The following is a 23,096-nucleotide window of genomic DNA, read 5'->3' on the forward strand; positions in this document are numbered from 1 at the left end:
ATGGCTAAAAAAAAAGTTATGCGCAAAATTGAACTCCCACTGGTCGATTTATTGGAAAACAAACGTAAGATTGATCTTCTTAGTAATGAAAAGCCCTTTATTATCCCAGAATATATTAAAGGTAATTTAAAGCACCAATTACGACCTTACCAAAATCAAGCTTTAGTTAATCTAGACTGGACACAGCGACAGCCATTAGCTGATTACCAATATAATCAATTACTTTTTAATATGGCCACTGGTAGTGGTAAAACAGACGTTTTAGCTGCCCTGATCTTGTATTTGTATACTGAATTTACTTATCATAACTTTCTTTTTGTGGTAAATACAAATGCTGTGGTGGCTAAGACTTGTGACAATTTATTAAATACTGCTTCACCTAAATATCTTTTTTCCCAACCTTTGACTATCCATGGTCAAAGAATCGAGCTTCGCTCAGTAACTCGGTTTCCTAGTACACCAGAAGATGGTGTGATCTATTTAAGATTAGCAACTATTCAAGCCTTGACCAATGAGTTAAGTGAAACCAAAGAAAACAGCCTCACTTATGATGATTTTAAGGCTCATAAACTAGTTGTTTTAGCCGACGAGGCTCATCATTTTAGCGCTGGTACTAAAAGTAAAGAGGATAAAAAGGAACGTTCGTGGGAATATGTCCTTGACCGCATTCGTCAAGCTAATCAACATAATCGTCAATTTGAGTTTACTGCAACTCTAGATTTGCAAAATGAAGCGATTTATCAAAAATATCGTCAAAAGATTGTTTATAGATACGATTTAAGCCGTTTTATTCACCAAGGATATTCTAAACGGGTATATCGATTACAAGCAAATAACGACGATGAGAACAAAATGCTGAATGCTGTTTTGCTTAGCCAGTATCGTAAGCGAATTGCCAATGAATTAAAAATACCTGACTTTAAACCGGTAATCTTGTTTAAGTCTAATAAAATTGCGGTTTCTAAAGATGCTCGAACAACTTTTTTAAGCATGATCTCACAGTTGAATATAACGGACCTAACCGATTTTCTTAAACATCAACAAAACACTAGCCATAGTCAAGCATTGAAACAAGCTTATGATTACTGGTTATCGCAAGATTTGGGTACTGCAATTGTTGAATTAAAACGTGACTTTCAGGCTATGAATACTATTAATGTTAACGATAGTGCCAAAGAAGGAATTTTAGGCGATTTAAATGACTTGCATAATCTAAATACCTTGGAAAGTTCTGATAATCCCTTTCGGGTTATTTTTGCTGTCGCTAAGTTAAGTGAGGGCTGGGACGTTTTAAACCTTTATGATATTGTGCGGATTGGTGAACAATCCACTACCTTGAACCAAACAAACAGTGAAGCTCAGTTGATTGGTCGAGGAGCACGCTACAATCCTTTTGTTTATCAAGGCGAAAACTCTTATACACGTCGTTTTGACAACCAGAATCCTAAATATCAGTTATTAGAGAGTCTTTATTACCACACTATCAATGATCCTAAGTACCTAGATAACCTTAAGAAGTCACTTGATAAGATGGACCTACCCGTTGAAGATGATAGTGATTTTGATGTTTTTGAAACTAATGTTAAACGGGCCTTTAAAAACTCTAAAGTTTATCAACAAGGTAATCTTTACTACAACGAAGTTGAACCTGTACCAGATAAAGAATTTAATTGTCTTGACCGTTATGGGGTTAATACCACCACAATGGCTGAAGTCAATTTGGTAGAGAGCACTTGGGAAACAAATTATAATGCTGTTGCTATTGAGAAAGATCCTTTAACAGAAACTAGATTTTTGTTTAAGTTTCGAGATGCCGTAATCTTAGTTAAAAAAGCCTTCTCACGTAATAAGTTCTATCGGTTTAACTCTCTGAAGCAATATATTCCTACTTTGAATTCTTTAAATGAATTTATGACAGCTGATAATTGGTTGGGACATATTCGTTTGTATGCTCGTGTCAGCAATGGTTCACCAGCCTTAAATCGTAAGCAGCAACTTAAAGCAGTTGAACAATATTTAACTTTTGTTCAAAAACAGATTATTAATAACTATCAAAGACAACGCGGTACTAAGCGCTTTATTCCAGTTCCTATAAAATCCTTGATTAGGGACTACCAAAAGAAAGTTGCCAAACATTTTAATAAATCAGTCAGTGAAATGATCTTACCCTACTCAATGAAAAATAAACCTTGGTTTGTTTTTGAAGAAGCCATTGTTGATAAGCTGGAGAAGTCTTTAGTTGACTTAATCGGCGCTTTTGTTGACCGATTAAGTCAAAAATATAGTCAAATTTATTTATTTAGAAATGATGAACGCAATACTAATTTCAAGCTACATCAATTTAAAGGTCAGACAACTCATTATGCCGGTTTCATGCCTGATTTTATCCTCTATTTACAGAATAGAGATTTTTGTTATCAAATTTATATTGAGCCTAAGGGACCCCAATTGCTTGATCAGGATCAGTGGAAACAAGAACTCTTAGAAAGTATTCGTCCTGAAAATATTGAACTTGTTGGTGAGAATGATCAAGTTAAGCTTTATGGTGTTAAATTCTTTACTTACAACGATGGCAGAAATGTTGAGCAAGAAATAGAAAATTTACCGTAGAATTGTGAGGTGATTGTATATTGGAAGATGAAAGTTATTCAATTTTAAATCAAAGAGCTATTATAGATTTACTTATACAAGGAGACATATTCCCCTATATGACTGGATCTGAAATTCAAGATATAGGAATAAAATTTGGAGTAAGTTACGAGGGAGGTAGTCGCTGGCAAATTTTACAATCAATACTTTTTTCGTTACATGAAAATGGGAAAACTAGTGATTTCTTTTACTACTATCTGTTTAAAATGAACATTACTTCTGCTGTTAGAGAAGTGATTGATGGAAATATCAATGCTAAACCGAAATACACAAAAGTAGAAGAAATAGTAGAAGAATCAGAACAAAACAATAAAGCGATTGCTAGTGTATTGAGAACAGATTTAATTAATAAGATAAACTTAGAACTATCAGTATCCGATAAAAAATTAATTGTTCTCAATGATAAAATAGTCATTATTGATTCTAAAGCAACCCCCAAAGTACTTGTTGATCCTGCCGAAATTATGAATATTGGTTATGTCAAAAAAAGTTCTCAGCAACGCTAAAGAAGATTTATTAAATAATGATTTAGACAGCGTAGTAACTAAATCTAGAACAATAATTGAAACAGTATTCATAGTAATATTACGTAAGCATAAGATCGATTTTAAAGAAAATGGAGATATTGGTCATTATAGATCTCTAGTTAATAAAACATTGGGCATGAAGCCTGACAATAGGTGGGATAAGAATGTTTCTTCTTTAGTTGGTGGTCTTAATAAAATCGTTGATTCTATAACTACCATGAGAAATATTAATAGTGATTCTCATGGTAGCTCTAATAGGGTGAAAATCAATGAGGCTGAAGCTGAACTAATTTTAAACTCTGCCGTTAATATTTCTGTATACTATCTAAGAGTGGATGGAAGAAAAGGAAAAAATAGTGTTAATATTACAAAAACATCCTAATAATGAAATTTAAATTTTTTTGATTCGATTTTTTGGGTCTATTTTTAACAAATAGCCCCTCGAAAACATTGAAAGAATAACCCCTAATATCTATAATATAGATGTTGGGGGTTATTTGTTTTAATATTAAATAAATAACTTCTTCTATTTGTCATCAATACTAAACAATAATTTGTACAAAGTGATTATTTCTTCTAGTTCTTCACGCGATACATGATCGACAATAGTTTCATCAGTGACATGTCTTGCCCGTAAATCTAAGGCTATGGTTTGATCTAATAATACTTTTCCATATACTGTTTGACTACTAGTTAGTCGATGATACATTGGAAAATTACGCTTGGTACTGCTAATTGGAGCCACAATCGTCATGTTACTTGTCTGACAGACTAGATCATTGCTTAGCGCAATGGCTGGTCGCTTATTCATCTGTTCATGACCACGGCTTGGATTAAAGTTAACATAAAATATATCACCTTGGCTTACCATTGAAGTTCATTATCTTCTGACTTTCCCCAATCAAGCTCGTGATCCCTTTTCCCGTCATCTTTCCAATCCTTAAATAGTTCGTGAATATTGGTTGGGTTCTTTTTTATTGGTGTTAAAACAATTGATCCATTTTCAATGGTTATTGTCATATCTTGGTTATCATCTAATTTCAGTTGTTTAATAATTTGGCTAGGAATTCTAGCAGCTTTCGAGTTTCCCCACTTTGCTAAGCGTGTTTGTTCTTTAATAGGTTCCATATTTCCCCCTCCTAAATTATTATTAAAAATCAAGTATATCCTGTGTAGATACACAATGCAAATATTCTTACTGGAGGTCATTTACATGCAACAAGTTGTCTTACCCATCAAAGATTCAAACGTTCTTAAAGAGGTTCAAGATACGTTACTCAATAACTTTAAAGCTGGCCGACGTAACTATACGATTTTTCAAGTTGGTAAAGCGACGCTACTGCGAGTGAGTGACGTTATGGGCTTAAAACAGGCCGATATTTTTAATCCGGACGGTTCTATTAAACAAAATGCGTTTATTCATGACCGAAAAACTGGTAAACCTAATACCTTGTACCTTAAGCCTGTTCAAACAGAGCTCTTATTGTACCGTCAATGGCTGCTTGATCATAAGCTGGATTCTGAATGGCTCTTTCCTTCAATTCAACACCCAGAACGCCATATTACTGAAAAACAGTTCTACAAAATTATGAGTAAGGTTGGCGATCTATTAGGAATTAATTATCTAGGTACTCATACGATGCGCAAAACTGGGGCTTATCGTGTTTACACGCAATCAAATTACAATATTGGCCTAGTCATGCACTTATTAAATCATTCAAGTGAAGCCATGACTTTAGTTTATTTAGGCTTAGACCAAGCAAGTACCGAAAGTATGTTAGATCAAATTGATTTCGGTTAGTTTTCTTTGAGTTTTTAGTTGTTGCCGAAGGCAACTTCTGAGACAGATTTTAAGCGCAAACCCCCACTAAATTTTTGTGGGGTGTAAATGCGCATTGACCTAGTTTCACTTGGCCTGCTGATAACCACAAAATCAATTTCCGTCGTTGTTAAATTGAATGTATTTTTAATTCAATTTATGCTTGTACTTAACTAAGTTTGTTATGTTTTAAATACTTACAAAGTGCTGAGGAAAGGCACAATCCTATTTTATTCATTCGACTTCCAAAGCAAAAAGTCCACACCCAATAAAGTGCTCCATAATTGTTAGACAAGAAATCTAACAGTTATGGAGCACTTTTTCTATGGTCAAATATAGTTCAGAATTAAAAGCAGAAGTCGTTAGTGAATATCTTCAAGGTGACATTAGTATCAGTCTTCTTTCAAAGAAACGTAACTTGCCTCGAATACAAGTAGGTAGATGGATACAAAACTTTCGTTTGAGCGGCGCAGACGCTCTTAAACGAAGAAGAGTTAAACGAAGTTTCTCAGTTGAGTTTAAAGTTGATGTGATAAACTACTATCAAACTCATGATGAAACTTTAGCCGAAGTATCCGCAAAATTTGATGTTAATTCTTGTCAAATCAGTCTTTGGAGGACAGCCTTCAATCAGTATGGTATAGAAGCCTTGAAGCCTCATCCGAAAGGCAGAAAAACCAAAGTGAAACATAATAAGAAGAAATTACGTAAGTTAGTAAACAAGAACGAAATCGATCAACTTCGTGAAGAATTGACGAAAAAGAATCAAGAATTATATGATGCAAAATTGGAGAACGAAATCTTAAAAAAATCAATGACCCTGTTCGGAACCTCAAAGGACGAAAGAAAACACAAATAGTTGATCAGATCAGGGTCGAACAAGAGTCTCTTCCGAAATCTAACCGGTATAAAGTCGGCGATATTCTTAAGACCATTGGACTTAAGAAAGCGACTTATCATGATGAACGTAAACGTATCAAAAATTATGTAGATAAGTATGAAGATGTAAAAGTAGAGATACTAAAAATTGCCGAAAGCGGAAGATATCGCGGACGTCTAACCTACGGTTATCGTCGCGTTCAAGAAGAGCTCATTAAATTAGATATCCATCTATCAGACGCCGTAGTGCGTCGTTTGATGGATGAATTAAATGTTCAAGTAAGCCTTTATAACCGCCACAGAAATGGTAGATATTCATCTTATAAAGGTACAGTTGGAAAAGTGGCCCGTAACGTTCTACATCAGCATTTTAATGAAACCGTACCTTTCAAAGTATTACATACCGATGTTACACAAGTACGCTTGGCCGATACTAAGTGGGCTTACGTTTCAGCTATTACTGACGAAGCAAGCAAGGAAGTTTTAGCATTTCAAGTAAGTAATAGTCCTAACAGTAAACTAATTATGGATACACTCGATGAACTCACAGAAAATATTCCGGAAGGAATAAAACCAATAATTCATTCAGATCAAGGTTGGCATTATCAATTGAATTACTATACCGATAAACTCTCTGAAAAAAAATTTATACAAAGCATGTCTCGTAAGGGAAACTGTCTTGATAATGCGCCAATTGAAAGCTTCTTTCATCTTCTTAAAACAGAATGTCTTAATGGATTTCCACAGTGTAAAGATATTGGAGAATTCAAGGAAATCACAAAGAATTACGTCGATTGGTTTAACAATCGACGAATATCACAGAAAACAAAAGTCATGACTCCCTGCGAATACAGGGAACATGCCTTAGCAGTTTAAAAATATTCAATTTTGTCTAACTTTTGTGTTGCACTTTAAACCGCAGAATGTTTGACGACTTTTTTTATATTTTAGAGGAGGATCTGAATTTGTTTGAATGTGTGAATGTATTTAAATCAATTAAATCAAGTTAGCTACTTGCATTAAGATTGGCACAACAATTACGAACAAGACAGTTGATGTTGTAACAAGGTTAGTAGCGTAGTCAACATCACCATGTGATTGATCAACTAGAATAGGTAGGACAGCTAAACCAGGAGCAGCTGATTGAATGATGAATGAGTTTGATTCGATAGTTGGTAATGAAGTACCCATCATTGAACCACCAATAAGAATAATGCTAATCATGATTGCAGGAGCAACCACAAATCTACCTAATAGAGCTAGGATTGTATCACGGTCGAATCTGATTGATTTCAAACCTGCATCGGCTAAGATAATACCGATGTAGATCAATGACATTGGTGTAACGATACCACCGACCATGTCCAAAGTCTTGTTGATCCAGTCAGGAACTGGGATAGCAAGTAGTAAGAAAACAAGTGATACTAAGAAACCAACAAGTGGAGCAGGAAGTAATTTTTTCCAGTTAAAGTCTTTCTTAGCACCCTTTTCAACGGTTGGATCATCACTTGAGATGAAGAAGATACCAACAGCCCAAGTTGAAATTGTATTCATAACATAGTAGATAAGGAAGTAAGGTAAACTCTTAGTTCCAAATAAAGCCATGTTTAGAGGTAAACCGATAAAGATGGTATTAGCATTAACGAATATGTTAATGAAAGTACCACGACGGCCCTTTCTAATACGGAAGACCTTTGTTAAGATCCATGCAATGATGTAACCAATCGTGAAACTGGCGAAGGTAAAGATCAGTCCGCCGGACAAACTTGCTAATTTATCTCTGTTCAAATATTTAAGAACAGAGACGAAGATTGAAGCAGGTAAAGCAATTTTCATAATGATAAATGAAATATTGCCTTTAAATTCGTCGCCTAAACGTCCTGATCCTCTTAGCCAATACCCCAAAGCAATGACAAGAACGATTTCAGCAACACTTTCAAGTGAAGTGATAAATGCAGCCATGAATAAATTCCCCTTTATTTAACAAAAATTTTAATTAATATTTAGGTTCCCACTTAAGATCAGCAACTGCTTTTTTAGCGTCTGTAGCAGTTGTTAATTTTTCGTCAATAGCTTGTTGAGCAACACCATTGGCAACAGTCATACTGAACTTGTCTAGTTGTGAAACTGGAGGAAGAACAGCAGCACCAGGTTGTGTAGGATCAACGATACCACCCAATGAGTGAGCAGCTTTGTTGATCATGCCATCTGAAAGAATCTTAGCATTAACAGCCATAGAACCAAGACCAAGACCTGGGTAAACTAAAGCGTTATTTGCTTGACCGATATGATATGTAACACCATTGTATTCAACGGGTTCAACAGGAATACCAGTAGCAATAAGAGCCTTGCCATCAGTCCATTTCAAAAGGTCTTCAGCCTTAGCTTCAGCAAGCTTTGTAGGATTTGACAATGGGAAGATAATTGGACGTTCTGTATGAGCGGCCATTTCCTTGATAACAGCTTCTGTAAAGGTACCAGGTTGTGTTGAAGTACCAACAAGAATAGTAGGGTGAACAGCTTTAACAACAGCTTCTAAGTTTGTTAATTCATCAGCATTAGCAAATTCACTACGTTTTCTTGTAAATGGCTTTTGTTCTGGTGTTAAATCTTCAGTATCATCGAACAAAAGACCTTGTTTGTCGACTAGGTAGAAATGTTTTCTAGCTTCATCTTCAGAAAGTCCTTCTTCAACCATTGCATCGAAGATTCTCTTAGTAATACCAGCACCGGCAGTACCAGCACCAAATGATAGATAAACTTGATCTGTAAGTTTTTCCTTGGAAATATTCAAAGCACCAAGAATACCAGCAAGAGTAATAATACCTGTACCTTGAATGTCATCATTGAAGGTAAGAATATTATCTTTGTACTTATTTAAGATGTTAGCAGCATTGCTACGGCCAAAGTCTTCAAAGTGAAGATACATATCAGGGAATAAGTTTTCAGCAGTTTCAACAAATTTGTCAACGAAGTTGTAGTACTTGTCGCCAGTAACACGTTCGTGATGATTACCCATGTATAGATCATCAGCTAATAATTCTTTTCTGTTTGTACCTACATCAAGGACAACAGGAAGAACTGATTTAGGATCAACACCAGCAGCAGCTGTGTAAACCATTAATTTACCAACAGAGATGTCAACACCTTGAACACCCCAGTCACCAATACCAAGGATACCCTCACCATCAGTAACAACGATTAACTTGATATCGCGACCAGCAGATGCATTCTTCAATGATGCTTCAATATCATCTTGATCATCGATTGATAAGAAAGCGGCATTTTGTGGATCTAAGAAGAGGTGACTGTAGTTTTCAATTGTGTCAGCGATTGTTGGATCATAAACAACTGGCATAAATTCATTAACATGTTGACTGAATAACTTGTAGAATAAAGTAACATTTTCATTGAAAAGATCCATCAAATACATTCTCTTAGCCAAGAATGTATCCTTATTAGAATAGTTTTCATAAGCTTGTTCGACTTGTTGATCCAAAGTTTGCACGAATGGTGGCAACAAACCTTCGATGTGATTTTCTTTTCTTTCTTCCTTAGTAAAGGCAGTACCTTTATTTAAGAAGTGATTGTTTAATAGATCTAAACCCTCATATTTCATAAAATGATTCCTCCTAATTTAATTTTCTAACCATAATCACATTATAATAAAAAGTATGATTTGTTATATCAATATATATAAACATAATTTTCATATATTGAATTTATAGAAAATATTAACTTAGCATATTTTTTTTTATATATTGTTTTCTTAACTAACTTTTAAGGAGTATCATAGACCATAATAAAAAATATAGTCAAATATATTAACTTGGTAGATTGCAAATTTAATCCGAATTTTTTGACAAATTGGTCAGCATGACCTGATAAGGTGTTTGCCAGTCAAGTATTTTAAGTGGCCTCTGATTAATTTCGAGTAAGGTGGTTTTCAAGCCTTGAGCACTAATGTGCTCAAAATAAGTCCCCTTAGGATAAAAATAGCGTAAGTTCCGATTAAATCGTTCATTACTGCCGCGCTCAGCTGGCGTATAAGCATGGCAGTAATAGGTCTTAATACCGTATTGTGCTTCAAGTGATACTAGACCGCTAAACTCAGTGCCACGGTCCACCGTAAAACTATGAACCGGGCCATTAAAAGTTGCTAGAAACTTATTTAGGGCTTCATTAACAGTCGCTGTCGTCCGGTTTTTTAATCGGTAGGCCCAAAGGAAACGTGATTTGCGATCGATTAAGGTTAATAAAACTGCCTTACTATGCCCACGAGGACCAACGACTGTATCTAGTTCAAAATCGCCGATGCGATTACGTTGATTAATCATCATGGGACGCTGTTCAATTGATCGCCCCAAAGATTGATTATATTTAGAACGTTGGTCAACGTTACGCCGTTGGCGCACGCCATGTTCAGGCAAATCATTTAAAGAAAACTCAATTTTCCCTTGATTTAACCAATTATAAATTGATTTAGTCGCTAGTTTAAATTCGTGAGCTATCATTTCTGGTGACCAACTTAGCCGTAAATGGTTTAAAATTATTTGCCTTAATTTGTCATTCAATTTAGTCTTTCGGCCACATCGTGACCGCTTGTATTCGGCATCTGTTTGTGCTAATTCAGCCTGATAAGGTTCACATCGAGCTAATTCATAAGAAATTGTGGCAGGTGATCGTTTTAGGCGATCGCTCATTTGGATATTGGACAGGCCTAGTTCACAAAAGGTTTCGATTTTAATTCGTTCGGAATAGGTTATACTAGACAAAAGATCAGCTCCTAAAAGATGGGTTTGTGGTAAACACCATTTTAAAGGAAGCTGATCTTTTTTGTCCGAACAGCGTTCGGATTAATTTTACAATCTACCAAATAAATACGTTATCAGTTTTAAAAACATTTTATCTTATGTATGATAACCTGCCAAAAATTTTATCTCACACATTATCTAGACAATCTTGTCTCCAGCTTCTAATGTATCATCTAATTTATAATGGCTCTTTGTCAACCGCTGTTGATGAGAAATCTTTATGAGAAAATGGGCTTTAAAGGTTTAACACCATAAGCACCACCTCCGATTGGAAATAGCCACCGCCTTAACTTCTCTACTGGATCTATTATACAGGCAGCCTAGCTCTTTAACCAAATATAAAATTAAAGAATCAGTAAGAATACTATATTTATATCTGTAAAAACAGTTTTTAACTGCTAAGTCATAATGTATAGATAAATCAAAGCAAGCACCTATGTAAAAAAGTGCCTGCTTTGATTAATTATTAAAAAAATTCCAATCTATATTTATAAAGGGTTATCTCCCCAATTTAAATATTGATTAACTGATCTTCAATTGCTCAATTATTTACGTTCTAAGAAGCCTAATACAGATAAATTTGGCTAATTATCCATGTAATTTTTGTTGCAATGTATCACCAATGCCATCTACTTTCTTAGCAGCCAAGACGGTGCCACCGATGAGGACACCACCTACAATGAGCGTAGAAGCGATCATAAACTTAAATACACTTTTCAAGACGTCCATAAAATTCTCCCTTACTTTTTACTGGTTCGACCAACAACTAATGAAACAATCAGAACTAAAATAATTGCCCCGATGATCGATGGTATCAATGCCATGCCAGCTAACGAAGGGCCCCAAGTGCCAAGGAGCCCTTGGCCAATCCACGCACCGATTAAACCAGCTACGATGTTTGCAATCCAGCCCATAGCAGCACCACGGTTAGTGATTGCGCCAGCAATGGCACCAATGATTGCCCCGACGATTAATGACCAAATAAGTCCCATATTTACTCACTCCCTTAGTTAACACGACTAGATTTATTGTCAGACGTTACTTTATCAACGCTGTCACCTAATGTTTCCTTCGATTTCTTTGCGCCCTTACTGACGGCTTCCTTCGTTTTGTCTGTGGCATCGCTCACGCGATCTTGCAGAGAAGTCGAATCTTTTTCATATTGCTCCTTTGTCTTGACATCAACAACATTCACATTTACCTCAATTACTTCTAATTCGGTCATATTCTTTACTTCCCGAACGATAACATTTTTGATCTTGTCATACAGTTTAGAAATATCAATGCCGTATTCAGCAACAATGTCGAGATCCACTGCAACCTGCTTTTTTCCAACCTCTACATCAATTCCTGATGTGACATCTGAAGTATTAACTAGTTTATCAGCAACATTTGCGAAAAAGCCGCCATCTACGGTTAATAAGCCATCTACTTCAGAAAGTGCGATACCAATGATCTTTTGAATAACCTTATCATCAAATGTTAAATTGCCTTTAACACCAGACTTTTCGTTAGTTGTTGTTTTCTCACTTGGCGTTCCATTCTGCATAATTTTTCCTCCTTATAATTCAAACAGTTATTTAAAAACATTTGTTAAGATACCAGTTTTTTGAATATAATAACCCGCGGTAATCCCGATTGCCATAAAAATCAAAACAAAAAGCGTCTTGAAAAATCCAAATGTGATGATAAGGACCGCTAGGAGCAATCCCATAATTCCACCAATTAGTGGCCAAAAATAGGCTTTAATGAGTTCGGTCACGATATCACCTCCTAGACAACTCGAGATTTATGCACATTAGCGTCCAACTCATTAAAATCAACGAGTCTGATTTTAATTTTTTTCTGTTCAGAAATTCCAAGACAAATACGCAAATCTTTTTTTAATTGATTAAGAAAATTTGCAGTCTGTTTCTTGGCATTGACTGAATTTAGTAGATCACCCCATATTTTAAGTGTGATCCCTTTTCGTGATAACTTAGCTGATACCTTGGGGTTGCCAATAAAGGGTTCATGTTGAAGTGCTGAAAGCGCAAAATGTTCAATAGCTTTCTTACTGACGGTCACTTGACCATCAGACTTTTGATGAAGATATAATGATTGTGACCGTGGCCAAAAAAGTGTGATAAGCAAAAAAATAATTAACAGTACCGCCAGAATTACTCCACTCCAAAAGAGGTATATCGGTTCGTACTGCTCCAACCAACCAAGCTTTAATGACATGGGTGTACTAGTACCAATGGCCGTTGACCAATTTTTAAAGACAAGAACTATGGATAAAGGAAATGCAAGGATAATAACAACTACTATTAATGCCTTAAATATAAATCGCAAATCATCACCACCTTTACCATAATTATAACAGGACAGGTAGTGATGATGGAATTATATGCTCTTATAAGGAACCAATTAAGATTTTTGTTTGACTAAACCAATCTAGCCAATAGGGTGTACGCACAAACACTAAAAAAGCCGTCGAAATTCGGCGGCTTTTCATCATATTACGTTAAATTATTCAGCGTCGTAGGCAGCTTGGAAAATCTTGATGATATCTTCCTTTGTCCCCTTACGAGGGTTAGAGAAAGCATTCCCATCCTTCAAGGCATTTTCAGCCATCAATTCAAAGTCTTCTGGCTTAGCACCAATTTCTTTGATTGAGTGAGGAATACCAACGTCTTCGGATAATTGCTTCATGGCCTTGATGGCTAATTCGGCAGCATCCCGCGTTGATAGGCCTTCAGTGTTTTCACCCATGATTTCAGCCAATTGGGCGAAACGATCTGGGCAAGCAATGATGTTATATTCTTCAACGTAAGGTAGAAGTAAGGCACAGCAAACACCATGAGGTGCGTCGTATTGACCACCGAGTTGGTGAGCCATGGCATGAACGTAACCCAAGTTGGCGTTGTTGAAGGCCATCCCGGCTAACATTTCAGCTTCGACCATCTTAGTCCGAGCGTCCAAGTTGTGGCCGTTAGCAACGGCTTCACGAAGGGAAGTTTCAATCAACTTGATAGCTTCCACACATTGTGAGTCGGTGATAGGGTTGTGGTCAACGGAAACGTAAGGTTCAACGGCTTGAACGAAGGCATCCATCCCAGTAGCTGCGGTTAAGCCCTTAGGCACATCGAGCATCAGAGTTGGGTCGTTGAATGAAACCAACGGAATGTTCCGCCATGAAACAACCACGAACTTCAAGTGGGTTTCTTCATTCGTGATAACCGCGTGACGGGTTAATTCAGAGCCAGTACCGGCCGTCGTGTTAACGGCGATTAATGGTGGCAAAGCCTTGTCGAGTGTTTCAATCCCAGCCAACTTAGTAATGTCGTCGCCATTAGTCAAAATAATGCCGGCACCTTTACCAGTATCGTGAGCAGAACCCCCACCAACAGTGATGATGGAGTCCGCACCGGATTCTTCGTAAAGTTTCTTAACTTCTTTGATGTTACGAATCTTAGGGTTGGGTTCAACGTTGTTGTAAACAACGTAGTCCACACCAGCAGCCTTTAAAGAATCCAAAGTCTGTTCCACGGCGCCGTCCTTTAAACCTTCAAGGAACTTATCCGTGACGATAACGGGCTTTTTCATCCCTAACATCTTTGCTCGATCACCAATCTTACTAATGACACCAGGGCCAAAGAAATTGACGCTGGGCATCAGAAAGTCATAACTACGTTCAGCCATTGTACAAATGCCTTCTTTCGGAAGTTTTGAAAACAATTAGTACCAATTTCACAAAGCAATTATAACTAATAAATTTACAGTTTGCAATCGTTTTTGGGTAAAAGTCCCTTAATTGTGCAATAAAGTGCTAATTTGTCGGCGGTTTAAACCGTAATGATTAATTTTACTGTCAGTATTTTTGGGTCTAGAATTTTTGGTGTTGGAAAGTATTTCCATTCCAAAAGTACTAGGCCCTCTTTTTTTATAGTATTAATTTCATTATTTCCCGAAATAATTATTTCAACATTTCACGAATTACTTATTTCACTATTTCAGTAAAGTACTAAGAAAGTTCTTAAATTGACCCCATAATAGGATTATTATGGGGTCACAAAGAAAGAAGTTGCTCAATATGACAACTACAGAAACGGATTGGATCAAGCAATTTACAATTACTGAGCTATTAGTAATACAGATTTAATTAATCAAGCTGATAATAATTTTGCAATCTACCACTCAAATGCCATCCATGCCGTTGAAAAATATTCAACCCGTAAGGCTGACGTCATGGTTTGTTTCTGCGTCATTGACAGTTGCTGCATTAAACGACCCTCTTTCATGTGACTGTTCATCTAAGTACAGACACATGATATATTCAACATATGTATATGTCAACATATAACGCCGATCAATGACTCCATGAAAGGTCTTGCAGCAACTTCTTAACAAACTAGTGCTGGTGGGCGTGTTGTTGACTTGACTGGGGCCGATAAGCGGCAACTAACCCTGTCACAGCGTCCAAAGTCATAATCAGACCCATTAACCACATCGCTGCCATATTGTGCATGGTACCAATTAGAATCAGCAGCACCACATTTAACGCCAGCATGAGCCAGCCCATTGTTTTCGACATTTGTTGCATGAAAATCCTCCTCAAGTGTATGAATAAGACCTATACCATTTTTCGATACTACTTTAGATTAATTCTAAATTATGTTTATGGCAACCCTAAAAGGTGTTAAAATTCTTGTCAGAGGGGGAAATCACGATGAAAACCTATACGGACTATTTCTTTGATGAGCCAGCGTTTGATCTCCACGATGGCGGGTACGTGCCGCTTGAGGTCAGTGATGCGCCTGAGAAGCCCTTAAATGTGCCGCCGTTGTTGAAACCGGATAAAGAGACGGCGACCGACGTTTATTACACGGTGACAGCAGAGGCTGGGGAAACGCAACTGTTACCTGGGGCGAAGACCAAGACGTGGGGCTATAATACCAGTCTGTTAGGTCAGACGATTGTGTATCGCCGTGGTCAGCATACGCATGTGACACTGAAAAACACCCTGCCTGAGTTGACCACTTTTCATTGGCATGGGGCTAATGTCAGTGGCCCTTATGTTGATGGCGGATGCCATGCGCTGGTTTATCCGGGTGAAAGTAAGCATATCGACTTCACATTGGAACAACCGGCGACGACTTTGTGGCTGCACGCGCATCCGTGCCCATCCACAGCCGAGCAGGTTTGGCATGGTTTGGCTGCCATGGTGATTGTCAAAGACGACCATGAAGCCAGCCTGCCATTGCCAAGGAACTATGGCGTTGACGATATTCCGGTCATTTTGCAAGACCGGCGTTTTCATGAGAACAACCAGTGGGACTACCGGGCTGATTATGATCCTGACGGTGTTGCTGGGCCAACTGCAATGATTAACGGTACAATCAATCCCTATTTTGATGTCACCACGCAAAAGGTCCGGTTGCGTTTTCTGGACGGTGCTAATCGCCGTGAATGGCGGTTGCATTTTTCCGATGACCTGCCATTTACGCAAATTGGCGGGGATGGCTCACTGTTACCGGAGCCGGTCAAATTTACCCATTTGATGCTGACTTGTGCTGAGCGTGCCGAAGTGATTGTTGATTTTGGCCAATACCATGAAGGCGACGAGGTCACCTTATATACGGATGATGTGCCATTGCTAAAGTTCCGCATTCATGCGTTCAAACCGGATCAGACTACCTTGCCTGATAAGTTGTTCGATGTGAAGGCACCAGTGGTTGACCCGGCTTTGCCAGTTCGCCACGTTGTGATGCAGGGGATGGACGAAGGTGTTGCGATTGATGGTAAAAAGTTTGCCATGCAGCGGATTGATGCCACGCAACCAATTGGCAAAGCCCAGTACTGGGATGTTACCAATAGCAATGATGCGCCTGGAATGGTTCATCCATTCCATGTGCATGGAACCCAATTCTTAGTCTTGTCGCGGAATGGGCATGCGCCGTATCCAAATGAACATGGTTTCAAAGATACCGTTGGCGTGAATCCTGGTGAAACGGTTCGGCTGCTGGTTCGCTTTGATTTGCCAGGGGTTTATATGTATCACTGCCATATCATTGAGCACGAAGATGGCGGCATGATGGCACAGATTGAAACATTCGATCCAGCCAAGCCAAAGCAAGAATATAAATTGATGGATATGGATACGTTAATGATGGCCTTGGCTAAAGAACGTGGCGTCAAACCATCTGAGATTTGGATGGGCGGTATGCAGTCTTATGAAAAAATGGGAATGAAAATGTAAACGTCCCACAATACTAATATAGAAAAAGATGATTTTAATATGCACTCTCCAACGATCAAACATCGCGGGGCTTTTGTCGCCACGTTACTGACAGGTACCTTTTCGATGTCAATTTCTCAGTCTTCTTTAAGCACCGCTTATCCTGCTTTTATGAAAGCTTTTGGTTTAGGAGCGGATACAGTTGCTTGGCTGACAACCGGCTTTATGTTGGTGATGACCTTGATGATTCCGGTTAGCCCATGGCTGTTGCATAATGTTACTTTCCAACGGCTTTTCCAAGCGATTGAACTCATTTTTGCCATTGGGACAGGCTTATGTATCTGGGCACCGAGTTTTACCGTGCTCATGATTGGCCGGTTGCTTGAAGCGATTGCGGTCGGGATTATTTTCCCGAGTTTCCAGACCGTGTTGCTGACGATTACGCCGCATAGTGAGCGTGGTCGGGTGATGGGCACGGCGGGGTTGGTCATGGGCTCAGCCTTGGCAGTCGGTCCGATTATTTCCGGTGTTTTGCTGACATGGTTCCCTTGGCAGGCTTTATTCTTGTTCTTCTTGGTCGTTTCGCTGCTTGTGCTGGCCGTTTCAACGGTGACCATTGCGTCTGTCATGCCATTGCAACCGACGCAACTGGACTGGGTGTCCTTCCTTTTATCCGCAAGTTTTCCAATTCTACTTTATGCCTTGGGTGCTTTGTCGAAAAAAGGCTTAACTGTTGGCGTGGTTGGTTTGTTGATTTTAGGCGTTCTGGCAGCTGGTATTTTCGTTGTTCGGCAATTGAATCGCCAACCACCAATGTTGCAAATGCGAGTTTTTGCCACTGGTATGTTTACTAAAGCGGTGTTTCTGACCGGAATTTCATACGTCGGTTTGATTGTCACCACTATCCTGATGCCGCTTTACTTTCAAACGCTACTTGGTTTGTCACCGTTGATTTCTGGCTTGTCCTTAGTGCCAGCTGCGGTGTTGCTGAGTATTTTGAATCCAATTAGCGGGCGCCTACTGGATCGCTTTGGACCGCGTGTCGTGGCCATGATTGGCATGTTGTTGATTACTGGCGGCTTTGGTCTGTTAGCAGTCTTTGCCCATCATTTACCGCTGATTGGGGCAATTATGTTGGCGATGGCGACTGAAGCCGGCAATGCCTTTGTGATGATGCCTTCAGTGACGGCTGGCGCGAATGCTTTGCCGAATGAGCTCGTGGCAGACGGCACTGCGGTTACAACGACGGCTCGTCAGTTATTCGGTTCTGCCGGTGTCATGTTCGCCACAGTGTTGTTGGATGGCATGCAAACCACGCTGCGAAGTCATGCTGGCGGTTTTGCTGTTACCTTCGCTGTGTTTGCTGGCGTGGGCCTGATTGGCTTGCTGTTGGCGTTGACGTTACCAAAGGAAGTCGCGAAGAAAGCGGTATAGCTGCGAATTCGTGCTTTGCATCTACAAAAATGACCGCCTACCAAAAAGTAGACGGTCATTTTTGGCGCTACGATAGTTGATAGGCAGCTTGCCTACCAGCTCCTTTTTCTATACCATTTCTATATTTGAACGCGCAAAAAGGACATTACACTTTCTGCTCGTTCACTGTCCCGACCAAAGAATAGAGAATAGGAGTTTGTGTAATGTCCCTTACAAGTAAGTCTATCCGAATGGTTCTAGAAATCAAGGACCCTAACATTATCTTTATGCAAGACGCTGTCATTGAAGAAATTCGGGGCGCTAAAGCCCTTGTCTTCTATGCCGAACTTAAACTCCAACCAGAGCATTGCCCTGCCTGTGGCTTTGCCAGCAAACTAGTTCGTTATGGGTTTGAACGTACCTGCGTATTTATGCCCAGTTACAGCTACCGTCCCACCTATATAAAGCTTAGCCGTCAGCGATTTCGTTGTGAGTTGTGCCGGTCGGTCTTTCAGAGTGAACTGATTACGTCCGACCGCGTAGCACCATCAGCACCCCAGTCCGCCAGATGGGGCTATTTGAAGCCTTCAGCAACTGTTCATTAACCGACATTGCGCGACGCTTCCACGTGGCTGATAAGACCGTCCAGCGGATTATTGATGAAGAAGCGGCGAAGCATAACTACCATCAAAAGCTATGGCTCCCGAAGCATCTGGCTTTTGATGAGTTCAAAGCTACCAACAAAATGAGCTTCATCTGGGGTGATGGCGATCGACACCAGATTGGCGCAATTCTACCGAGCCGGACGGCATACGCAATAACGAAGTACTTTGAAGGCTTTCCACTCAGTGTCCGCCAGCAAGTGCAGACAGTGTCGTTAGACCTGAACGCCGGATATATCAACCTAGTTCCACGTTTGTTTCCAAACGCCAAGATAGTTGTGGATCGGTTCCATATCGTCCAGATGGTGTCGACCGCCCTCAACATGGTCCGTATCCAAGTAATGAAGGGTCTATCTAAGCGTAGCAAGGAATACCGATTCATGAAACGCGAGTGGAAAATCTTTCTTAAGGACTTCAACGAACTTGAAGCAATAAAACCCACGTATCACACCAGCGTCGGCTATTACGAAACAACTGTAAATCTGGTCGCCAAGAGCTTAGACCTGAGCCCGGAGTTCCGGGCAGCATATGAAGTCTACCAGGAGATTATAGGAGCGGTTAGAAAGCGTGATGCGTCAGCACTCGCAGCCGCACTAGAGAGCTATCGATCATTAGGAAACCGAATGGATCAGTCTATCAAAACGTTAAAGAAGTACAAGAGACAAGTCATCAATGCATTACGCTATGAGTACTCAAATGGCTTCTTTGAGGGTATTAACGGCATCATCAAGAAGATTAAGAACACTGCGTACGGCTATACGAATTGGAACAATTTCATCAATCGTATATTCCTGGAACGGGTTTGGTTCAGAGCTAAGAGCAGCAAGGCAGCAGCATAATAAAAGCACCTAGACCAATTAAGGCCTAGATGCTTCACAAAAGATCTATCAACTCTACTTGACGAAGAGCCGTATATTTTTATTTTTTAACTATTTACTTGTATTTTGTTCACCTTCAAGCATTCTGCGCCCTTCTTCAACAGCAGTGCTTGGATCTTCAGGTGGCGTATTTCTTAATATTTCTGGGGCAGCTGTTAAATCAGGTTCACCACCTGCCATAATGGGGTCACTACTATAGTGGAATTTGTTTCCATCACGGGCAGTTTCTCCTTCGAGTGCTTGAGAGGCTTCTCCTTCTGAGAAGTTGTAAAGTGTATGTGTAAACTCCTTACCTTGTTTTTGTAAGTCTTGAGTACCATGTGGTACAACTGGACCGTATTTTTCTTCCAATTCTTCACAAGCTTTTAAGAATTGAAGCTGGTGCTGCGTTTCACGAGCCATGAGGTAACTTAGCATATCGCGAACACCTTTATCCTCCGTTTGCAGGAAGTTTCGTGATACTTGAAGGCGAGCCTGTGATTCACGGACAACATTGAAGCGCATATCAGCGAGTAAATTCCCGCTTGAAATGATGAAATTTGCGCTCCAAGGATTGCCGTTAGAATCCGATAGTCCTGCACCAAGCCCATTGACGAATGCATGTTGAGGGTCCATACCACCAAGTATTGCAGCGGTCGCTGGATCACTATTTCTCGCCAATTCTTCTATCGTATCAGTAGGAGCGTCACGTAATAGGTCATTAATCATGGTTGCTAACATTTCCATATGGCCCATTTCTTCCGTACCAGTGTCTAATAATAAATCTTTATATTTTTCATTGCCAACAGTGTTCCAACCTTGAAGCGTATAGGCCAACATTCCTGTAGTTTCTCCCCATTGCCCCCCTAAAATCTCCTGTAAGCGTCGTGCGATAATAGGATTACTCTTCTCAGGCTTTGCATGATATTGTAATTTTGATTTTCTTATATACATGTGACAGTCCTCCTAATGTATTATAATGCCATACGTCGCATTAATTTCTTCTAAATAAGGATTACATGGTCAATGTAACATGCATATATTCATATTTCAAATGAAATGGTTTCAAAAAATATTACAAAAGAGGCCTAGATTGACTTGATTGGGGACGTCTTTTATAACTGATATATTCATTTGGTATTTTTCTATCGCTCCATAACTTAAAACTTTAGGACTAATCGGTTATGGCCATATTGCGCAAAAAGTTGCTAAAATATGACACGCTTTTTCTATGAAAATTATTTTCTATAATCATCGTCTTAAAAAGGTTCCTGAATCATGGATTCAGCAGGTTTCATTTGATGAACTATTAAGGCAATCTGATGTGCTTAGTCTGCATGTGATCCAAACACCAGAAACAATTGATTTAATTAATAATGATACGATTGCCAAAATGAAAAATGGGGTTATTATATTGAATACGGCCCGAGGCAAATTGGCTAATGAATCGGACATCAAGAATGCCTTGAATGAAGGCAAAATTTATGCCTACGCCACTGATGTTGTTAAAGGGGAGCCCATTGCTAGTGATAGCCCATTATTACAGGCCAAAAATTGTTATATTACCCCACATATTGCTTGGGCACCATATGAGACAAGAGAACGGTTGTTGCATATGACTGTTGATAATATAAAAGCATATTTATCAGGAGATCTGAAAAACGTTATCAATTAATGGCAATGGTCTGTGAATTCTTTTGCCTACATTGAAGTAAAATTGTCTAAAATAAAGCAATGAGAAAAAACAGAGCCAGCAAATAAAGTGTTAAGAAAAATACGGAGAGCTAGAATTTTATAGCTTCTCCGTATTTTTAAAGACCACATTGCGAATTTCTTGTAGTGGGATAAACCGATCAGCGTCAATCACAATATCATTGGCATTGTAGCCATGGATCAAGGTGGTGATATCTGGTAAATGGCGGTTGTTTTGGTCAACCGTTTTTAATTGAATGGTCACTGGTTGCTGACGCTGATATGCGTCCGCCAATACCTCGGTAATTACTGCTAAGGATTGTTGCGGTCGTGGAACGTATACTGCATTCAACTGCTGGTTCTGTTGGTTTAAAGCGGCAGTATGATCAGATAAATAGAACCCCTGCCATTTCATCATGCCCCGGTCATGATAATCATGTTCAAAAAAATGCTTAACCGTGCCTAAATCAAAGTCTTGGTTATTCAAGGGGCACCCGCTTTCGTTGAATCAGCTTTTGACTTGCCGGCCACCGTTCTCCTGTAAAGCCGACAAATTCGATCGTTAGCTTTATATCTTGTCGTAATGCTTTTAACAGCTTTTCTAAATCAGCTAAATCATAGTGTACTAATTTATGTAAGGGAACGGATTGCAAGCGCTCATTAGCCCGTTGACTGTTAAAAAACAGATTATAGGTCTGATCGTAGGTGTCATTAGTCAGAACCTGTCTAGTATCTTTTAAGAACTATCTTCAGAACCTGTCTAGTATCTTTTAAGAACTATCTTCAGGAAGGCCAATACAACCATTTGAAGACTGCTGTTAAGGGCACGTTCACAGTTTTTCCAAAGTCGCCGACATTTGTCTAGCCAACTCCATGAACGTTCAACGATCCATCGTTGCGGTAACACCGTGAACATATGCAACTCGTTGCGTTTAGCTACCGTCGTCTTAGCATTCAAAATGAGCTTCACCTGATCCGCAAAGTCATTGCCAGTGTAGCCACCATCAACCATGACATGCTGAACCAGCTCTAAATTTTGGCTAGCCAAACTAAACATAGCCAATGCACCTGAACGATCTGATACATTAGCCCGTGTCACGAGAATGGCTTGTGGTAAACCATTAATATCAACCGCCATATGACGCTTAATCCCTGAAATCTTTTTGCCGCCATCGTAGCCACTATTTTTCGTTAAATCAGTGGTTTTAACACTTTGAGCATCAACAATCACAAACGACGTTCGGGCCGATCGGCCCTGTGCAAAGCGATAGGAAGCAACAGTTTTTTTAAAAGCCTTTCTAATAGCGAATCAGCTGTCGGGTCTGGTTTATCTCGCCACATATCGTAATAGCGGTAGACAGTGTGCCATTCCGGGAAATCGTGCGGTAATTCACGCCATTGACACCCTGTAGTAAGCGAGTAAAGGATGGCATTGAATACGTCATAAAGATCATAACGACGCGGTCTTGTATGCTTGCGGAAGTTTTCTAAATCAGGTTGTATTAACGCAAATTGCGCTCGAGAAATATTGCTTGGATAATCTGGCATGACAAACTCCTCAGTC

General features: G+C 39.2%; 23 protein-coding genes and 4 pseudogenes. 10 read left to right on the plus strand and 17 right to left on the minus strand.

The window, feature by feature from the left end; genetic code table 11:
* The 3 genes from GSM_RS12800 to GSM_RS12810 are packed head-to-tail and all read left to right on the plus strand — an operon-like array spanning position 1 to position 3,558.
* Positions 1 to 2,610 (plus strand): DEAD/DEAH box helicase family protein, encoded by a 2,610-nt coding sequence (locus GSM_RS12800; protein ID WP_003689113.1) that lies wholly within the window; start codon positions 1 to 3, stop codon positions 2,608 to 2,610.
* A 20-nt stretch (positions 2,611 to 2,630) separates the two neighbouring features.
* A complete protein-coding gene (locus GSM_RS14605) occupies positions 2,631 to 3,155 on the plus strand; it encodes a hypothetical protein (protein ID WP_010078381.1) in 525 nt (174 codons plus the stop codon).
* The gene (locus GSM_RS12810; RefSeq protein ID WP_010078382.1) at positions 3,127 to 3,558 is read left to right on the plus strand and encodes an abortive infection family protein; all 432 of its coding nucleotides are present in this window, start codon (positions 3,127 to 3,129) and stop codon (positions 3,556 to 3,558) included. Before GSM_RS14605 ends, GSM_RS12810 begins: the two co-directional genes overlap by 29 nt.
* A gap of 144 nt (positions 3,559 to 3,702) precedes the next feature.
* On the opposite strand, the gene GSM_RS12815 is transcribed toward GSM_RS12810, so the two are convergent.
* Both GSM_RS12815 and GSM_RS12820 read right to left on the minus strand, forming a co-directional pair.
* Complete coding sequence (locus tag GSM_RS12815) at positions 3,703 to 4,047, minus strand: type II toxin-antitoxin system PemK/MazF family toxin (protein ID WP_001748110.1); 345 nt, start codon at positions 4,045 to 4,047, stop codon at positions 3,703 to 3,705.
* A complete protein-coding gene (locus GSM_RS12820) occupies positions 4,041 to 4,304 on the minus strand; it encodes an AbrB/MazE/SpoVT family DNA-binding domain-containing protein (protein ID WP_003689111.1) in 264 nt (87 codons plus the stop codon). The genes GSM_RS12815 and GSM_RS12820 overlap by 7 nt, the downstream gene beginning before the upstream one ends.
* Positions 4,305 to 4,389: 85 nt before the next feature.
* Between GSM_RS12820 and GSM_RS12825 the strand changes: the two genes are divergently transcribed.
* The 3 genes from GSM_RS12825 (at position 4,390) to GSM_RS12835 (ending at position 6,750) form a co-directional block, all read left to right on the plus strand.
* The gene (locus GSM_RS12825) at positions 4,390 to 4,977 is read left to right on the plus strand and encodes a site-specific integrase (RefSeq protein WP_010078383.1); all 588 of its coding nucleotides are present in this window, start codon (positions 4,390 to 4,392) and stop codon (positions 4,975 to 4,977) included.
* A 343-nt stretch (positions 4,978 to 5,320) separates the two neighbouring features.
* Positions 5,321 to 5,854: a helix-turn-helix domain-containing protein gene (locus tag GSM_RS12830; RefSeq protein WP_002331365.1), complete on the plus strand. Its 534-nt coding sequence runs from the start codon at positions 5,321 to 5,323 to the stop codon at positions 5,852 to 5,854.
* Positions 5,851 to 6,750, plus strand: coding sequence for an IS3 family transposase (locus GSM_RS12835; protein ID WP_076621452.1), 900 nt, complete (start codon positions 5,851 to 5,853; stop codon positions 6,748 to 6,750). The genes GSM_RS12830 and GSM_RS12835 overlap by 4 nt, the downstream gene beginning before the upstream one ends.
* 120 nt (positions 6,751 to 6,870) lie before the next feature.
* Here GSM_RS12835 and GSM_RS12840 read toward each other — a convergent pair whose 3' ends face one another.
* The 11 genes and pseudogenes from GSM_RS12840 to GSM_RS12890 all read right to left on the minus strand — a co-directional run bounded on the left by GSM_RS12840 (position 6,871) and on the right by GSM_RS12890 (position 15,273).
* Entirely contained in the window at positions 6,871 to 7,836 is a 966-nt protein-coding gene (locus GSM_RS12840; RefSeq protein ID WP_003691075.1) for an AEC family transporter, read from the minus strand.
* Between the two features lie 34 nt (positions 7,837 to 7,870).
* A complete protein-coding gene (locus GSM_RS12845) occupies positions 7,871 to 9,493 on the minus strand; it encodes a malolactic enzyme (protein ID WP_003561621.1) in 1,623 nt (540 codons plus the stop codon).
* A 226-nt stretch (positions 9,494 to 9,719) separates the two neighbouring features.
* Positions 9,720 to 10,649: an IS30 family transposase gene (locus tag GSM_RS12850; RefSeq protein WP_010078384.1), complete on the minus strand. Its 930-nt coding sequence runs from the start codon at positions 10,647 to 10,649 to the stop codon at positions 9,720 to 9,722.
* A 627-nt stretch (positions 10,650 to 11,276) separates the two neighbouring features.
* The gene (locus GSM_RS15300) at positions 11,277 to 11,417 is read right to left on the minus strand and encodes a hypothetical protein (RefSeq protein ID WP_003681696.1); all 141 of its coding nucleotides are present in this window, start codon (positions 11,415 to 11,417) and stop codon (positions 11,277 to 11,279) included.
* Between the two features lie 11 nt (positions 11,418 to 11,428).
* Positions 11,429 to 11,680 carry a GlsB/YeaQ/YmgE family stress response membrane protein gene (locus GSM_RS12860; protein WP_003680323.1) on the minus strand — a complete coding sequence of 84 codons (252 nt, stop codon included), beginning with the start codon at positions 11,678 to 11,680 and terminating at the stop codon, positions 11,429 to 11,431.
* A 14-nt stretch (positions 11,681 to 11,694) separates the two neighbouring features.
* Positions 11,695 to 12,237 (minus strand): Asp23/Gls24 family envelope stress response protein, encoded by a 543-nt coding sequence (locus GSM_RS12865; RefSeq protein WP_003687343.1) that lies wholly within the window; start codon positions 12,235 to 12,237, stop codon positions 11,695 to 11,697.
* A 27-nt stretch (positions 12,238 to 12,264) separates the two neighbouring features.
* On the minus strand, positions 12,265 to 12,450 hold the full coding sequence (locus GSM_RS12870) for a DUF2273 domain-containing protein (RefSeq protein ID WP_003596522.1): 186 nt from the start codon (positions 12,448 to 12,450) through the stop codon (positions 12,265 to 12,267).
* An 11-nt stretch (positions 12,451 to 12,461) separates the two neighbouring features.
* Entirely contained in the window at positions 12,462 to 13,022 is a 561-nt protein-coding gene (amaP, locus tag GSM_RS12875; RefSeq protein ID WP_003687341.1) for an alkaline shock response membrane anchor protein AmaP, read from the minus strand.
* Between the two features lie 177 nt (positions 13,023 to 13,199).
* On the minus strand, positions 13,200 to 14,372 hold the full coding sequence (locus GSM_RS12880) for an iron-containing alcohol dehydrogenase (RefSeq protein ID WP_003593433.1): 1,173 nt from the start codon (positions 14,370 to 14,372) through the stop codon (positions 13,200 to 13,202).
* 491 nt (positions 14,373 to 14,863) lie between these two features.
* Positions 14,864 to 14,953: pseudogene (locus GSM_RS15310) on the minus strand (cation transporter); the annotation flags it as partial.
* Between the two features lie 128 nt (positions 14,954 to 15,081).
* Positions 15,082 to 15,273, minus strand: coding sequence for a hypothetical protein (locus GSM_RS12890; RefSeq protein ID WP_003576326.1), 192 nt, complete (start codon positions 15,271 to 15,273; stop codon positions 15,082 to 15,084).
* A 126-nt stretch (positions 15,274 to 15,399) separates the two neighbouring features.
* Here GSM_RS12890 and GSM_RS12895 point away from each other — a divergent pair, with 126 nt between their 5' ends.
* The 3 genes and pseudogenes from GSM_RS12895 (at position 15,400) to GSM_RS14795 (ending at position 19,822) form a co-directional block, all read left to right on the plus strand.
* The gene (locus GSM_RS12895) at positions 15,400 to 16,929 is read left to right on the plus strand and encodes a multicopper oxidase family protein (RefSeq protein WP_010078385.1); all 1,530 of its coding nucleotides are present in this window, start codon (positions 15,400 to 15,402) and stop codon (positions 16,927 to 16,929) included.
* 39 nt (positions 16,930 to 16,968) lie between these two features.
* Positions 16,969 to 18,342, plus strand: a complete 1,374-nt coding sequence (locus GSM_RS12900) for an MFS transporter (RefSeq protein WP_003690687.1) — start codon at positions 16,969 to 16,971, stop codon at positions 18,340 to 18,342.
* Between the two features lie 203 nt (positions 18,343 to 18,545).
* Positions 18,546 to 19,822, plus strand: a pseudogene (locus GSM_RS14795) (ISL3 family transposase).
* 90 nt (positions 19,823 to 19,912) lie between these two features.
* Here the strand turns inward: GSM_RS14795 and GSM_RS12915 are convergent.
* Complete coding sequence (locus tag GSM_RS12915) at positions 19,913 to 20,794, minus strand: manganese catalase (RefSeq protein WP_003690681.1); 882 nt, start codon at positions 20,792 to 20,794, stop codon at positions 19,913 to 19,915.
* Between the two features lie 208 nt (positions 20,795 to 21,002).
* Here GSM_RS12915 and GSM_RS14380 point away from each other — a divergent pair.
* Positions 21,003 to 21,515, plus strand: a pseudogene (locus GSM_RS14380) (NAD(P)-dependent oxidoreductase); the annotation flags it as partial.
* Between the two features lie 117 nt (positions 21,516 to 21,632).
* On the opposite strand, the gene GSM_RS12925 reads toward GSM_RS14380, so the two are convergent.
* From GSM_RS12925 to GSM_RS14965, 3 genes and pseudogenes are all read right to left on the minus strand, one after another.
* The gene (locus GSM_RS12925) at positions 21,633 to 22,019 is read right to left on the minus strand and encodes a hypothetical protein (protein ID WP_003690678.1); all 387 of its coding nucleotides are present in this window, start codon (positions 22,017 to 22,019) and stop codon (positions 21,633 to 21,635) included.
* Positions 22,012 to 22,254 (minus strand): annotated as a pseudogene (locus GSM_RS14385) (acetyl-CoA carboxylase); the annotation flags it as partial. The pseudogene GSM_RS14385 and the gene GSM_RS12925, both read right to left, overlap by 8 nt.
* A 38-nt stretch (positions 22,255 to 22,292) precedes the next feature.
* A protein-coding gene (locus GSM_RS14965; protein WP_094515910.1) for an IS5 family transposase occupies positions 22,293 to 23,080 on the minus strand; the annotation gives its coding sequence in 2 pieces (ribosomal slippage) (positions 22,293 to 22,813 and positions 22,813 to 23,080; 789 coding nt in all).
* Positions 23,081 to 23,096: the final 16 nt, after the last annotated feature.

The organism is Liquorilactobacillus mali KCTC 3596 = DSM 20444 (genome assembly GCF_000260415.1).
In the GTDB taxonomy this organism is placed as follows: domain Bacteria; phylum Bacillota; class Bacilli; order Lactobacillales; family Lactobacillaceae; genus Liquorilactobacillus; species Liquorilactobacillus mali.

Excerpts from the sequence above, each read along its gene's own strand:
- GSM_RS12800 (WP_003689113.1), top strand. The coding sequence starts at position 1 with ATGGCTAAAAAAAAAGTTATGCGCAAAATTGAACTCCCACTGGTCGAT.
- GSM_RS12810 (WP_010078382.1), top strand. The coding sequence starts at position 3,127 with ATGTCAAAAAAAGTTCTCAGCAACGCTAAAGAAGATTTATTAAATAAT.
- GSM_RS12815 (WP_001748110.1), bottom strand. The coding sequence starts at position 4,047 with ATGGTAAGCCAAGGTGATATATTTTATGTTAACTTTAATCCAAGCCGT.
- GSM_RS12820 (WP_003689111.1), bottom strand. The coding sequence starts at position 4,304 with ATGGAACCTATTAAAGAACAAACACGCTTAGCAAAGTGGGGAAACTCG.
- GSM_RS12825 (WP_010078383.1), top strand. The coding sequence starts at position 4,390 with ATGCAACAAGTTGTCTTACCCATCAAAGATTCAAACGTTCTTAAAGAG.
- GSM_RS12830 (WP_002331365.1), top strand. The coding sequence starts at position 5,321 with ATGGTCAAATATAGTTCAGAATTAAAAGCAGAAGTCGTTAGTGAATAT.
- GSM_RS12840 (WP_003691075.1), bottom strand. The coding sequence starts at position 7,836 with ATGGCTGCATTTATCACTTCACTTGAAAGTGTTGCTGAAATCGTTCTT.
- GSM_RS12845 (WP_003561621.1), bottom strand. The coding sequence starts at position 9,493 with ATGAAATATGAGGGTTTAGATCTATTAAACAATCACTTCTTAAATAAA.
- GSM_RS15300 (WP_003681696.1), bottom strand. The coding sequence starts at position 11,417 with ATGGACGTCTTGAAAAGTGTATTTAAGTTTATGATCGCTTCTACGCTC.
- GSM_RS12860 (WP_003680323.1), bottom strand. The coding sequence starts at position 11,680 with ATGGGACTTATTTGGTCATTAATCGTCGGGGCAATCATTGGTGCCATT.
- GSM_RS12865 (WP_003687343.1), bottom strand. The coding sequence starts at position 12,237 with ATGCAGAATGGAACGCCAAGTGAGAAAACAACAACTAACGAAAAGTCT.
- GSM_RS12880 (WP_003593433.1), bottom strand. The coding sequence starts at position 14,372 with ATGGCTGAACGTAGTTATGACTTTCTGATGCCCAGCGTCAATTTCTTT.
- GSM_RS12890 (WP_003576326.1), bottom strand. The coding sequence starts at position 15,273 with ATGCAACAAATGTCGAAAACAATGGGCTGGCTCATGCTGGCGTTAAAT.
- GSM_RS12895 (WP_010078385.1), top strand. The coding sequence starts at position 15,400 with ATGAAAACCTATACGGACTATTTCTTTGATGAGCCAGCGTTTGATCTC.
- GSM_RS12900 (WP_003690687.1), top strand. The coding sequence starts at position 16,969 with ATGCACTCTCCAACGATCAAACATCGCGGGGCTTTTGTCGCCACGTTA.
- GSM_RS12915 (WP_003690681.1), bottom strand. The coding sequence starts at position 20,794 with ATGTATATAAGAAAATCAAAATTACAATATCATGCAAAGCCTGAGAAG.